A 14,110-nucleotide genomic window follows, 5' to 3' on the forward strand; every position below is an offset into this window, starting at 1 on the left:
TCAGAAAGAAGGTTAAAAAATGGAGGGTTAGAAGATAAGAAAAACAGACAGACCATTCATGAATCTAATCTAAGCTGGTCTCCCATTTTTTAACCTTCCATATTTTAACCTTTCTTTACCCTGAATGAGTCGTGCGGACCGTTTCGCGATCACGAACACCACTGCGTCTGAGTTCGCAACGAAGCGAGTGGGACGATCCACCCTACAACGATGACAATAAATACTTCCACGAAACGGCGTCGACGTTCCACGTTCGATATGAGCGATCACTCACGGTTTGGGTTTAATGAACAGCACTTCGCCTCGCTCGATCCATCCTTTTCGCAGGTCGACTCGGAACCATCCGTCGCTGTTCTTTTTATGGAAGCGGGTGGGAGATCGTTTGCCGAATTCTTTCAAGTCGTACTGAGCCCAAGACTTGCCCATGTCCGTTGAAATGATAAAGCCCGTGTCATAAGGCGAAGCGGGCGCATAGTGTGCCGACAAAATCACACCGTCTTCGATGATCATGTTCGCCGATTCGTATTTCGGATTGAACATCATCGTGTGCTTTTCCACATCCGCGAGGTCGCGGGGTCACATAAAAAAGGCCCCGGTCATGCGGCATCGTGCCGTTGGTTCCATTGGCGTCGGCGGCCCAGTAGAGCCGACCGTCGACAAAATTGATGCCGCCCGATTTGAATCGCGAGTTGGAATTGACTGACACCAACACCTTCCAATCCCAAGAATCCCTTGCCGTGTCATAGCTGCCACGCAACCAATGACACTCGTGGTTGTCGTCGCGGTCGTGATCACCGGTGCATGCGTAGAAGGCATTTTCGACCGGATTGTAGGCAACCGAGTGAATGTGCCGCGCCATCACCGGATTGTCAGGATTGCCCAACCAATCCTGTTCCTTGCTGCCGGGCTGCTGGAACGCTGGGTTTTCCCCGAACGAATAAGCAATTTTGACGGTGCGACCTTGATCAGTCGAATAGTAAATATTCACAGGCACCGCACCACCGAGGACGTTGCAGTAATTGCCCCACACCAACATTTCCGCCCCCTCCACTTCCCAGGTATGTTCGCCGTCAAGCGAATGGAAATACCAGCCGGGAGTATCGGGGTCCAGCGACGTGTGCGGAACATAATCGCTGCCATCGAGATCTTTGACGATGATCTGAGTGTGTGTTTTCAGATTGTCGGTACTCAGATAAAGCTTCGTCCGTGTGGCAAACAGAATGTTTCCATTTCCAAGAATACAGCTGAACGTGATATTGTCCGCGTTGCGAAACACCGCCTCGTGCGGCCACGTTTTCCCGTTGTCTTCGGACAGATAGACCTTACCGAGCCCAAAGCCAAACGCCTTGTTTCCACGTTGCGAGTCGATGTACGGATGCTCGGGCGCAAGCCGATACCAAAAATGATCGGTTTCACCGACATCCGTCGTCGCCGCCTGAATTTCACGGCTAGGCAAGAGCAAACCGCCGGCAGTAACGGCGGCGGTGGCAAGCACTTGCCTCCGAGTCACAGCAGACGGTAAGTCCGAGTTGGCTTTAGACTTCATTACTTGGATTCTCATCTTTAAAGGTCGTTAAGCTGTTCTGATAACCCGACACATCCGTTTTCAGGTTGTGATTATCAACCGCTTTCCACGACGTGTGGAACGGTTTAATTTGCCGGCAACCAACGCAGACAGGAGGGCATGGAGACCGAAACAGGATCCCCGATGGCAGTCAATCCACCGGTCTTTGAATCGATTCGAAACACCCTCACGTTGTTCCCGGTCATGTTCGCGCAGAGCAACCAGCGACCATCAGACGTGATCAGCAGATTCTGTGGGCCGCCACCCAAACTCGACTCGATCCCGGTCAGACTCAACCGGCCATCCGAACCGATGCGATAGATCGCGATACTGTCGTGCCCACGATTGGTACCATATAAAAACTGGCCATCCGGCGTGATTTTCAAGTCGGCACAATAACTCGACCCTGTGAAACCCTCCGGCAATGTCGAGATCGTTTGCTGAGGCGTTAGCCTGCCCGAGTCCGCCGCATAGGTGAAGTAGGTCACCGTATTTTTCAGCTCGTTAATAACATAAACCCGATTGCCGCTCGGATCGAAGGTCAAGTGGCGAGGTCCTGAGCCGGGTGGCAAACGGGCGAACGGTTGTACGTCGTTTGCGACCAGTTTCCCGGTAGCCGCATCGAGTCGATAGATCAGCACTTTGTCGAGCCCCAAGTCGGCAGCCAGTGCAAAGCGGTTGTCGGGACTGATCACGATGCTGTGTGCGAATGGTCCCTTCTGACGTTTGGCGTCCACGCTGGAGCCTTCGTGTTGGATAAACGAGGCAGCTTCCTCGAGCGATCCATCCTCACGTACCGGTAACGCTGCGACACTGCCGGATGCGTAGTTAGCAACCACCACCGACCTTCCGTTAGCGTCCACATCGAGATAGCACGACGCGGTACCGCGCGCCGATTGTCGGTTCAAACGAGTTAACTTTCCCGTCTCGCCTTCAACCGCATACGCGGCAATCCATTCATCCTCGTCGCCACCAAATTGGTCCGTATCAATGGCATACAAAAACTGTCCATTGGGCGAGAGTGCCATAAAGAACGGTTGGCCAATGTCGGTGCTTTGGTCTAGCCGCTTTAATGCCCCCGTTTGCGTATCGAAGCGAAAGGCATGGATCGCGCCCTCATCACCCGATTTAAACGCCGAGACAAAAACCACCGGTTCGCCAGCAGCGACCGACAGCGAGAGAAGAAGAAGACCGAAGAGGGAAAGAATGGATGGACGCATTTCTATTCTTATATTACTTGGATGATAAAAATCGCGGAAACAATAGACTCTCGGTTTTACAAACAAGACTTTGGTAGTGGACGAGGCTACGAATCACGAAAAATCACGTTTCACTGCGGGAAACACGTTTCGTTAAGGGACTTGTAGCCATTGTCCACTACGGGATTTGTTGTTTGCCTTGATCCGTTTATGGCAATTGCGGACGCAGCTCGTTTCCGGCATCGTCCACGGGATAGACCGCGTCGTGCTTCTCGAGCGCCGCGATCAGCCCGATCATCATCCGCCGCAGCACTTGCGGATGCGAACCCGCGAGATTGTTCGATTCAAATGGATCGTCTTTCAAATTGAACAGTTCGTAATGTCCACCCTCAAACTGGATAAATCCTCCGGTGGTCTTTTCTTTGGGCAACGTGTGGTAGATCACCTTCCAATCGCCGTCGCGCCACGTTGTAAAGTAGTTGCTGCGATGCGGACCATGAGGATAGTGCATCAAAAATGTCTCGGCGCGATTTGGATCCGCCTCACCTGTTAGCAGCGTTTGCAAATGCTGTCCATCGACCACGTGGTCTTTAGGAACGTCGCACTCGGTCAGCGACGTGATGGTGGGAAACAGGTCTTGCACCGCGGCGATTTGGCTTTGAATTGCTCCGGCGGGAATCGGAAGCTTACGTTGCAGAGCGTTCTTGTCATCGGGCTTTGCCCAGGCAGCGATCAAAGGAACGCGCATCCCGCCTTCGTAATGGGCTCCTTTTTTGCCTCGCAGCGGAGCGGCACAAGCGACTTGGTGTTGATGTCCAAGCGGCGCGTCGGAACCGTTGTCGCCAAGGAACAGGACAAGCGTGTTTTCAGCCACGCCAAGCTGTTCAAAGTGGTCGAGCATGTCGCCCAACGATTTGTCCATCCCTTCGATCAACGTTGCAAAGGCTTGAGCATTCTTTGGTTTTCCCGAATCGTCGTAGTGATCCGCAAAGCGTGGATCGGATTCGAACGGAGCATGCACGGCATAGTGAGCAAAATACAGATAGAACGGTTCACCACTTTGCACTGTTGCAGTGACCTGTTTCTTGGCTTCGATCGTCAACGCTTCGCTCAAGAAGGTATCGCTGCCATGATATTTCTCTAAGTGCGGCACAGCATGATGTGCACGCTTGTTTCGGTGACCATAGTTTTTTTCACCATAGTAGCTGCCGGGTGCCCCAAAGGCGGCTCCGGCAACGTTCACGTCGAAGCCGAGATTCAGTGGCTCGGAACCTTCATAGTTCTCGGGCCCAAAGTGTGCTTTGCCGACATGAATCGTGCGATAACCACAATCACTCAAGACACCCGGTAGCGTCACATCGCTTTTTTTCAAACCTTCCCAATTCCAATCAGGTGCACCATGGGGACCTGCATTATCCTTGGCGGGATTGATCCAGTTCGTTGCACGATGACGAGCCGCGTTTTGACCGGTCATGATCGAATTTCGCGTCGGCGAACAAACACTCATTGCACAGAACTGGTTAAAACGGATGCCTTGATCCGCCAAACGCTGCATCGCTGGGGTGCGATAATAATCGTTCAGCGGATAACGCTTGGGGTTCCCCTTGGCGTCCGTCAAAAACGGCACCGACGTGTCCATCACTCCCATATCATCAACAAGAAAGACCATCACATTGGGCCGGTTAGCTTGGGGCGATTGAGCGGCCGCAGACGCGAACGTGACCAGGACAGCCAGACACGACAACAAAATTGGGGGCAGTGTATTCATCGAGGGAAGGGAATTGGGGCGAGAAAGGAAGCGGTAATGCGAAAACCGATACGATAGGTGGGACCAATGGCAGGTCAGCGGAACTGACGACGAGGAATTCAGCAGCGGAATTCCAAGTCTCCTACTTTAACGGACGCGGCCGAACGCGTGGGCAGAGAAGACTGAAATGGCGGACGAAGTCTCAAATCACGAACTTAAAACGGGGAAGAAGATAAATCGATGAACGATCCAATGACACCGGATCCCGGTACGCCCGCGGCGACCACGGCAAACGGATCTCTCGGGGGCGGCGAGTTGACCATCCGGGTGATCGTGCTGGGGCTGCTATTGTCGGTCGTCATGGGAGCCGCGAACGTGTATGTCGGACTGAAAGCCGGTATGACCGTGTCGGCGTCGATCCCGGCTGCGGTGATGGCGATGTTGTTGTTTCGGTTGCTGTTTCGTCGCTCCACCGTGCTCGAGGCGAACCAAGTTCAAACGTGTGCTTCGGCCGGTGAGTCGCTTGCCGCAGGCATTATCTTCACGATGCCTGCGATGATCCTGATCGGGTATTGGCAGTCGTTCGATTTTTGGACCGTTTCAATGGTCGCGTTGACCGGCGGGTTGTTGGGCATCTTATTCATGATCCCGATGCGACGCGTTTTTGTGGCCAACAACCCCGACCTGCCCTTCCCCGAAGGCGTCGCCTGCGCCGCGGTGTTGGAAGCCGGTGAAGGCGATGACGGTTCGCATGATGCGGCACAAGGTTTAATCGTTGGCGGAATTGTCGGTGCGATGTTCAAAGTCGCCGCAGGTTTTCTGGGGATCGTTCAAGATTCGCTACAAGTCGCCAAAACGGCGGGCGACCGTATCTTTTATTTCGGAGGCGACTTGTCACCGATGTTGGTCGCGGTCGGTTTTATTGTTCGCTTGCATGTGGCAATCCTGATCTTTATCGGCGGCACGTTGGGGTGGCTGATCGGCATCCCACTGCTTGGCGGTGCAAGCGAATTTGCGGACCCCATCGACGGTGCCTGGACGATCTGGAGCAGCGAAATTCGCTACGTCGGCGTCGGTGCAATGGTGGTCGGTGGAATCAGTTCTCTGTTTGCCGTGCGATCTGGATTGATTGCTGCGGTTCGCGAGCTTTCGCAAGGACTGCGGGGACACACCGCTATACGGGTTGAGAATGAACGCGACATTCCGTCCGGGCTGATTCTGACGCTTGGAATCGCTTGCACCATCATGTTGGCGATTTTGAACTACCGCTTCACCGGCGATGTGGGCGTCACAATGCTATCCACCTTGGTAATGTTGGCGATGGGGTTCTTCTTCACCGCCGTGGCCAGCTACATCGTAGGACTGGTCGGAAATTCAAACAGCCCCGTCTCGGGGATGACGATCACCGCTGTGTTGGCTGCGGGCGGTTTGCTGTGGTTGTTCAACTACTCAGGCACTCAAGGGATGGTCGCCACGCTGGGGATCGCCGCAGTCGTATGTTGTGTCGCATGCACCAGCGGCGATGTTTGCAACGATTTAAAAACAGGCTCGATCGTAGGTGCCGCTCCGTTTCGTCAACAGATCATGCAGATCGGTGGCGTCGGGGTTGCTGCGTTTGTGATGGCCCCAGTGTTGACGCTATTGCACAACAATACACCCGGCGGGATTGGCGGCGAAAAGTTGTCGGCCCCGCAAGCCAGCTTGTTCGCCAGTCTGGCTCGCGGGTTCGCAGGCGAAGGCGAGCTGCCGTGGAACTTGATCGGGCTTGGTGCCGGCGTGGGCATGGTGATTCTAGTCATCGATGAAATTCTGAAACGACGAACAAAACACCGTGCTCACTTGATGCCGATCGCGGTCGGAATGTATTTGCCGTTCGGATTGGCCACGCCCATTCTGATCGGGGGCATCATCGCCAAACTATGCACTCACAGCACACCCCCCGCCGATCATGATCGTGTCTTGCACCGCGGCATTTTGTTCTCATCAGGGGTGATTGCGGGTGAAGCATTAACCGCTGTGGGGCTCGCCGGTTTGGCCGCATTCGGAATTACGGCGCTGAACCTCGAACTTTCATCCAGCGTGCTTACCGCAATGACAATGGCGGTCGCGGTGGCGATTGTTGCTCTATTTTTGACCATGACGCGCCCTCGCCGCTCATAATTCGGATGTCGGGACGCCGTTCGCGGCGGTCTGAGAAGCGGATCGATTGCAAGCCGACAATTCGGATCAACTTGAACTTATTTCAAGCCGAAATAGACTTGAAAAGGGACATAGGTGTACGCGTCCCGAGCGAGCCCCGCCTTAGCTAGGAGGCATGTCCAACCCTGGGTTCGACGAGTGACGCGGATGAACCAAATCAATTCTGTTTGGCCTCGCAAATTTCGACAGCCGTAATCATGTCAACCAACGCAACAAGTTCCGCTGAATTTTCATTTACCGAAAGCCGTCGAGTGATTGGCGATCTGTTTCGGCCGCATGCCTGGGTCTATTGGGCTGACTTTCTGCTGACCTATGCCGCGGGGGCCTACTCGTTCGCCCAGGTGTCGGGAGGCCCCATCTATGCACGTCACCAAGGTTTTCAAGGAACGTTTCACCAGACGTTTTTCTTTTTCGTTTCGGTGCTGCTGTTCTACCGTGCTTCGTTATTCATCCATGAAGTGGTGCATCAACGCAACAACGAACGGCTGAAATGGTTTCGGATCGTGTGGAATTTGGTGTGCGGTATTCCGTTCTTGATTCCCTCGTTCGTCTACTACACGCACATCGATCATCATCGCCGCAAACACTATGGCACCGATCATGATGGCGAGTATTTGCCGCTCGAACACCAACAAGGTTGGCAGATCCTGTTCTATTTGTCGTGGAGCCTGATCATTCCCATCGTCGCCGTGGTTCGCTTTCTGGTGCTCACCCCATTGGCCTGGGTCATTCCCGGCTTCCGAGCCTTTGTCCATCAACATGCTTCGTCGATGGTGATGGATCCGACCTACATTCGACCGTTGCCAACCAAAAAGACGCTAAAGATCATCTACATCCAAGAGTTTGGCTGTTTTCTTTGGAGCTTGGCAATCGTTGTGATCGCACCGTTGGCCGTGGGCCAATGGCCGACGCCGTTTCTGATCCATGCGTACCTGTTGTCGGTATGCATCATCTTTCTGAATTCGATCCGAACGATTGGATCGCATCGCTGGTCCAACGCGGGCGACGAGATGACGTTTTTGGATCAGCTGCTTGATTCGGTCAACTATCCGCACCACGCTTGGATCACCGAGCTGTGGGGCCCGGTGGGTACACGCTTCCATGCACTACACCATCTGTTTCCCTCGCTGCCCTATCACGCATTACCCGAAGCACACCGCCGTTTGATGAAATCGCTGCCCGCGAATTCACCCTATCGCCAAACCGAAGAACGATCGCTGACCGCCGCGATCATCAATTTGGTCAAACGAAATCGTCAGACGACGATGCGAGCGGCAAGTCAACAGGCGCAAGCGTAGAGCATGGCTGACATCGTCGCTGGTCCGACGTTTCGAGCGCAGGGAACCAGCGGAAAACAAATGCCACGTTTCAAAATGTCATGTTTCAAGTAAGGCCGGTTCCCACCGGCCGTCCTTGAGGCTCGAGAAAATCGGCCGTTAAGAACCGCCCCTACGCTCTTCTAGCGATGTCGAGAACAGATCACAGGCTGGAAACCTATCCCTCTTTTGACTACGCGATCAGATCGTGAATCACTTCGCCGCCAAACTGGCTGAGCTGTTTGTAACGACCGCCGTGGAAATAGGTCAACTTGTTGTCATCGAGTCCCAACAAATGCAATAGCGTCACGTGCAAGTCGCGGATCGGATGGACACATTCGACTGCGGACGAACCAAGTTCGTCGGTCGCTCCGACCACACCAGGTTTGACTCCGCCGCCCGCCATCAACATCGTCATCGCTTGATTGTTGTGGCCGCGACCGAGCGAATAAACTCCGCCGCGTTTGTTGTTGTCGGGGGTGCGCCCAAACTCACCCGTCCAAATCACCAACGTGTCTTCTAACATGCCGCGTTGTTTCAGATCGCGAATGAGTGCCGCCATCCCCTTGTCCACACTCTTGATACGTGCCGTATGACCACGCTCAAGATAATCGTGGCTGTCCCAGCCGCCGCTAAAGATTTGCACAAAGCGAACGCCGCTTTCGACCAAGCGACGTGCCATCAAGCATTGCCGTCCGAACGTCTCGGTTTCCGAATCATTCAGCCCGTACATCTCCTGCGTTTTCGCGTCTTCTTTGGCCAGATCGATCACCCCCGGCACTTCGGTCTGCATTCGGAACGCCAACTCGTAGCTTTCCATACGAGCGTTCAGCTTCTCGTCCTCGGCTCCCAACGACGCCAGATGCTGAGCATTTAGCCGAGCCAATTCGTCGAGGGCTCGCCGTTGATGCTCGCGAGTCTTGAATTGCTGAGGCGCAAGGTCCAAGATCGGCGAACCTTGGGGACGCAGCCGAGTGCCTTGATAGTAGGGCGGCAGAAAGCCGTTACTCCAGTTGCCCGGTCCGCCTTGCGGCAATGCCATTTCAGTCATGACCACGTAACCTGGCAAATTCTGATTCTCGCTGCCCAGCCCGTAAGTGGACCAGGCCCCTAATGCGGGATCGCCTCCCAAGCGACTGCCCGTGTTCATGTGGAACAACGCCTCGGGATGGTTCAACGATTCGGCTTGGCAACCGCGATAGTTGCACAGCTCATTAGCCACGTAGGGATCCGATAGGTATTTCCACTGATCACACATCTCGATTCCATTGTCGCCCACTTTGTTGAACCCAAACGGGCTGCCGACAAAGAACTTGAATCCCGTTTCTTGTCCGGCCGTCAACTTCGATTCCGATTTATGCAACCGGGTCAATTCAGGCTTGGGATCAAACGTGTCCATGTGCCCCGGACCACCTTCCATGAACAACATGATGACGTTCTTGGCTTTGGCCGGATGCATCGGTGGCTTCGGCGACAGCGGTCCCGTCGGCGCCGCTTTGACCGCATCGGCCGCCATCAAATCGGTCAAGGCGACGGTGCCCAAGGTTGCCCCAAGACCGTACAGAAAAGATCGTCGGTTTGCGTTTAACATGGCATTAACTCTCTGAAAAGGAAATGAAGCGGGGCGGCGATCCAACCCGGAGATTGGAATCGCGTATGAGGATTGGACAGGCTGGATGTTGGTAATACTTAGACAGGCTAGGAAGCCTATCCCACATGACAGGCTGGAAGCCTATCTCACTTAGTCGACGTACATGAATTCATTGGTATTCAGTAGCAGCAAACACATGTCGGCCAAAGCACGCGTTTGGTCCGAGACATCCGCTGCTTTCTTGTCGCGTTCGTATCGCTCAAAGATCGGCAAGATCTCTTCGTACTGAAACGGTTGGCCTGAAAACTCTTCGACCAACGACTGGGTGATCACCGTCGGATACTCGACCGGCTCGGGGTCGACCGATTGGTGATACGCATGCATATCTTTGACGTAACGTGACAACTGCTTTTGTTCGTCGGCAGTTGCATGACGGCCCAAAGTCAAACGAAACGCACGATCGATCTGCTCGGAAAGCGTCTCGCATTCCTGTTCCAACCGCAGTGCCAAGGCAACCGAACGATCGGTCATCGTGTCACTATTGAGCAGCGTGAACACTTGCGGTGTCACCGACGCGGTCTCTCTTGCCTCACACGAATCGTTTGGATTCGGCTGATTGAACAATTCGGTAAACGGATCCGCCAGTCCACGCACATGGTACGCATAGATCGTGCGGCGATTCCGCAACTCCGGAGTCCGCGATGGCTGGTACGACGGAGCCAACGAGAACTGGATCATTCGCGGCTGTAATGCCACTTCCATATTGATCTCGGGACTGATCGGTAATCCACCATCGCACTGCTGCAACTCGCCAGTAATCAGCAGGATTGAATCTCGCAGTTCCTCGGCACTCAAACGACGTCGAGGGAAGTAGGAAAGCAATTTATTATCGGGATCCGTTTCAGCGATCTGCTCTGCATCCACCGGAACGGTGCTGCGGCGGTACGCGTCAGACAACATGATCTTGCGATGCATCCGCTTGATCGTCCAACCGTTCTCGATAAAGTCGCGGGCTAGATAATCGAGCAAATCAGGATGCGAAGGCTTCGCTCCCTTGCCGCCGAAGTTATTGGAATTCGCGGCCAATCCGACTCCGAAGTGGTATTGCCAAATCCGGTTGACGATCGATCGCTGCGCTAATGCGTTCTCAGGATGTGCGATCCAACGAGCCAGTCCCAATCGTCGGCCGTCGACGGAATCGGTCAGCAGATATGGATCGTCCGCCTGCGAATCAACCGGTACCGAAACCGCACTTAACACGCCCGGAGAAACCTGATCGCCCAGCGCTGTCAGCGCTCCACCGACCAAGATGTGATTGACGAGCGATTCTTTTTTCTTGTCGGGAGTGATTCGCAATTTGCGAGCACCGTTCCAAGCCAACTTGGCAAACTCGGCGTTGTAGACGCTTTGTGCCATCGGCTCGTAGCGTTCGAGTCGGCGAGTCCAAATCCATTCGTCTTGCTCGCGAACTTTTAGCTGACCTTGCTCAACGTGATCCAGCCCCACATGCCGCTCCGGCTTCTCTTCGTCGGGCAGATCCTTTCGCTGATTTTCATTCTTGTATGGCAGGTTGTGTTCTTCGAACCACTTTCGCGCCGCGGCTTCGCGTTTGTTCACCAGTTTAGCTTTTTCAGAAACCGCGAAATCGAGCATTTTTTGCACATGGGCACGTCCCTCTTCGAACTGCTCGCGACTCTCGACGTCCAATAGCGGCACGTTCCGCTCGGCCATGTGGGTCGCCGCGAATGCCGAATACATGCGGTAGTAATCCCGCGTAGGCAGCGGATCAAATTTGTGATCGTGACATTTGCAGCACCGCATCGTGGTCGACAAGAACGTTTGTCCGGTGATGTTGACGAGGTCGTCCAAAAAGATCTGACGTGCCTCGTCCGCTTCGATCATCGCGTTATCCCACGGCCCCAGACGCAAAAATCCGGTAGCGATGATCCACTCGGCCTCTTCGGGCGTGTAATCGCCTTTGAGCTGAGCTTTTTTAACCGCTCCTTCATTACCTTTGCTGCGTGCTCGTACCGACTCGTCCGCAAGTTCATCGCCAGCGATCTGCTCGACAACAAACTCGTCGTACGGTTTGTCGTTGTTGAACGAGCGAATCACATAGTCGCGATAACGCCACATATTGGATCGCTCAAAATCGTTTGCCATCCCTCCGGTATCGGCATAGCGAGTCACGTCCAACCAGTGCCGAGCCCAATGTTCGCCATAGGCTGGGCTGGCAAGCAATCGGTCGATCAACTCAGTCCAGGCCGATTGCGAATCGGTATTCCACGCGGCAACAAACGCATCAACTTCTTCAGGCGTGGGCAACAAACCGGTTAGATCCAAAGTCGCACGACGCACCAAGTCTTCGGGACTCGCTTCGCCGGCAGCCTTCACGTCCGCTTCGACCAGTTTTTTGTCGATGAAATAGTCAATCGCCTCCGTGGCGTCCGCGGACGCGGGCAACAGATCCTTTTTGTTCTTTAGCGGAGCAAACGACCACAGGTCTTCCGGTTTGTAGCGTCGGTCGGTCCATTCGCTCGACGTGCCACCGCTGGTAGTGACGATCATGCCTTCGTCGGTCACCTTTTGTTGGCGTTCTTCATCGCGATAGCGAGTCTGAGTCGCTTCGTCAGGCCAAGGAGCGCCGTTTTCGATCCAGCGGCGAACGATGGCGATTTGTTCTTCCGTCAAACGGTCATTTTCTTTGGGTGGCATTTCCCACGAATTCCAGGTGACCGCATCGATCAGCGTCCCTTCGTCCGGTTTGCCGGGAACCACCGAGGGTTCGTCCGACTCACCGCCACGTAACATATCGGCGCGTGTTAACACACTAAATTCGCCTTTGATGTCATCGGCATCGCCGCCATGACAACCAAGGCATTTGTCTTTCAGCAGCGGCAACACCTTCAAAGTGAACTCACGTTCGGCCGCTTCATCCGCCGACACGATGCCGGTAGACAACGTGATGGTCGTCAGCACCGCGACCAGCAAAGAAACAATTCGCATGCTACGGATCATGTCACACATCAATAGGGATCTCCCACCTTATAAATTTCTTTAATTTCTTGCTGCGACAATGCTCCAGAGAACATTGCAAATTCGTCCATCACACCATTCAAGTTCCGCACCACGAACGTGGCGTCGGTGCGATACATCGGCTGGCTCCAATTACAAATGGATGCCGCACCGATCTCGATCGTTTCTGCCAGCGATTCTGCGGGAATCGCTTCACTACTAATTTCCGTTCCGTTTACATAATGCGAGACGTGTTGGGAATCGACATCGTAGACCGTTGCCAACATGATCCAACGCCCGCTGAGCGAGGTGTTCCAAATCGGCTCGGAGTAATAGATTTTGTGAGCGACCTTCTGGGGCTTGCTGGAATTCGTCGTTGGCACCTTCACCGAAAAGAACATCCGGCCATCGTCCATGATTTGCCAATGTGGCTCGCGATCTTCATGACCATCGGTCAGAAATAACGAGTTGTACCAGCGGTCCAAGCTGTTGATTTTCACCCAACAAAACAGCGTCAAACCTCGGTGCGTTCCCGGAACGTCCAAACGCACCCGGCTGCCGGTGCGGCTAAAATCCAATGCGCCACCGTTACGTCCCCAGCGGTCGACGGCACGTTCCGCAGCGACCACCGCACCGTCCGATGCAACGTCGTCACGTCCGGCGGCAAGGTTGACTAATTGTCGCGACCAATCTGCGTTTGGATCGACTTGATAATGAGCAATCAGCCGAGGATCGGTCCGCATTCGTTCGTTGGCGGCTTGCCAACGCTGTAATCGATTCAATTGCGACTGGGCAAGCTCTCTCTGAAATGCGACCGGGCCAACCAGGTTCAAATCGGCTGTTTGGGTTTGCGACACCTGACCATCTGACATCAAATCCATCGACTCGCCCTCGAATAAACGCAGCGAATCGGTACCGGTGCCGGTCCCTTGAGGCCGCAATTCGACCTCGCCATCGACCACCTGGACACTCGAGCGATCATCCGTCACATCGATGGCGAACTCGGTCCCCAAGTCAACGACTTCTCCGGCAGCGGTCTTGATACGAAAACCGTGCGCGGCATTTGGCACCTGAGCCCGAGCTCGGCCACGAGTCATGCTGATTTGCATCGGCGAATCGATCGAGAAAACCGCCTCGCCTTCGACCACGACCTGTACGCCGCTGAACAATTCGAGGTGGACCAAGCCGGACTTCAAATGCAATTCACCCTCGGGCAATAAACCACCGCTGTCGATTCCGACGGTGGCGCCTTCCCATACGGCTTCGCTTTGGCCACTCAAAATGGCAAACCCACTTGCCGATGGTTCAATCTGGGGACGGCTGACGCGCTGGGAATTCGTGGCCGCACTGGGATCCCACGCGACAACGTCTTGCTGAGCATTGATGCCGGGGATCAGCGGAACCAAGACAAACAAACAGGCTGCGATGGCGAGCAAAGTGCCTGCCATCAACATCATTCGGCCTGGCTTGATTCGAGCC

At 54.4% G+C, this 14,110-nt stretch carries 9 protein-coding genes; 2 read left to right on the forward strand and 7 right to left on the reverse strand.

Annotated elements, in window-relative coordinates; translation table 11 throughout:
• Positions 1 to 270: 270 nt before the first annotated feature.
• The 4 genes from RMSM_RS43145 to RMSM_RS31680 all read right to left on the reverse strand — a co-directional run bounded on the left by RMSM_RS43145 (position 271) and on the right by RMSM_RS31680 (position 4,531).
• Positions 271 to 426: a hypothetical protein gene (locus RMSM_RS43145; RefSeq protein WP_008707246.1), complete on the reverse strand. Its 156-nt coding sequence runs from the start codon at positions 424 to 426 to the stop codon at positions 271 to 273.
• Between the two features lie 25 nt (positions 427 to 451).
• A complete protein-coding gene (locus tag RMSM_RS31670) occupies positions 452 to 1,546 on the reverse strand; it encodes a beta propeller repeat protein (protein WP_236622380.1) in 1,095 nt (364 codons plus the stop codon).
• Between the two features lie 104 nt (positions 1,547 to 1,650).
• Positions 1,651 to 2,784, reverse strand: coding sequence for a lactonase family protein (locus RMSM_RS31675; protein ID WP_008707250.1), 1,134 nt, complete (start codon positions 2,782 to 2,784; stop codon positions 1,651 to 1,653).
• A gap of 187 nt (positions 2,785 to 2,971) precedes the next feature.
• Positions 2,972 to 4,531, reverse strand: a complete 1,560-nt coding sequence (locus RMSM_RS31680) for a sulfatase-like hydrolase/transferase (RefSeq protein ID WP_008707252.1) — start codon at positions 4,529 to 4,531, stop codon at positions 2,972 to 2,974.
• A gap of 219 nt (positions 4,532 to 4,750) precedes the next feature.
• Between RMSM_RS31680 and RMSM_RS31685 the strand changes: the two genes are divergently transcribed.
• The gene (locus RMSM_RS31685) at positions 4,751 to 6,670 is read left to right on the forward strand and encodes an OPT family oligopeptide transporter (RefSeq protein ID WP_008707254.1); all 1,920 of its coding nucleotides are present in this window, start codon (positions 4,751 to 4,753) and stop codon (positions 6,668 to 6,670) included.
• Positions 6,671 to 6,906: 236 nt separating this feature from the next.
• Complete coding sequence (locus tag RMSM_RS31690) at positions 6,907 to 8,007, forward strand: fatty acid desaturase family protein (RefSeq protein WP_008707256.1); 1,101 nt, start codon at positions 6,907 to 6,909, stop codon at positions 8,005 to 8,007.
• A gap of 211 nt (positions 8,008 to 8,218) precedes the next feature.
• Here RMSM_RS31690 and RMSM_RS31695 read toward each other — a convergent pair whose 3' ends face one another.
• From RMSM_RS31695 to RMSM_RS31705, 3 genes are all read right to left on the reverse strand, one after another.
• On the reverse strand, positions 8,219 to 9,616 hold the full coding sequence (locus RMSM_RS31695) for a DUF1501 domain-containing protein (RefSeq protein WP_008707258.1): 1,398 nt from the start codon (positions 9,614 to 9,616) through the stop codon (positions 8,219 to 8,221).
• A gap of 150 nt (positions 9,617 to 9,766) precedes the next feature.
• Positions 9,767 to 12,622, reverse strand: coding sequence for a DUF1553 domain-containing protein (locus RMSM_RS31700; RefSeq protein ID WP_236622381.1), 2,856 nt, complete (start codon positions 12,620 to 12,622; stop codon positions 9,767 to 9,769).
• 20 nt (positions 12,623 to 12,642) lie between these two features.
• On the reverse strand, positions 12,643 to 14,110 hold a 1,468-nt coding region (locus RMSM_RS31705), incomplete at its 5' end, for a LamG-like jellyroll fold domain-containing protein (protein ID WP_236622382.1).

It is taken from the genome of Rhodopirellula maiorica SM1 (assembly GCF_000346295.1).
Lineage (GTDB): Bacteria > Planctomycetota > Planctomycetia > Pirellulales > Pirellulaceae > Novipirellula > Novipirellula maiorica.

Coding starts and splice junctions, on each gene's coding strand:
- RMSM_RS43145 (WP_008707246.1), bottom strand. CDS start 426: ATGGGCAAGTCTTGGGCTCAGTACGACTTGAAAGAATTCGGCAAACGA.
- RMSM_RS31670 (WP_236622380.1), bottom strand. CDS start 1,546: ATGAAGTCTAAAGCCAACTCGGACTTACCGTCTGCTGTGACTCGGAGG.
- RMSM_RS31675 (WP_008707250.1), bottom strand. CDS start 2,784: ATGCGTCCATCCATTCTTTCCCTCTTCGGTCTTCTTCTTCTCTCGCTG.
- RMSM_RS31680 (WP_008707252.1), bottom strand. CDS start 4,531: ATGAATACACTGCCCCCAATTTTGTTGTCGTGTCTGGCTGTCCTGGTC.
- RMSM_RS31685 (WP_008707254.1), top strand. CDS start 4,751: ATGAACGATCCAATGACACCGGATCCCGGTACGCCCGCGGCGACCACG.
- RMSM_RS31690 (WP_008707256.1), top strand. CDS start 6,907: ATGTCAACCAACGCAACAAGTTCCGCTGAATTTTCATTTACCGAAAGC.
- RMSM_RS31695 (WP_008707258.1), bottom strand. CDS start 9,616: ATGTTAAACGCAAACCGACGATCTTTTCTGTACGGTCTTGGGGCAACC.
- RMSM_RS31700 (WP_236622381.1), bottom strand. CDS start 12,622: ATGCGAATTGTTTCTTTGCTGGTCGCGGTGCTGACGACCATCACGTTG.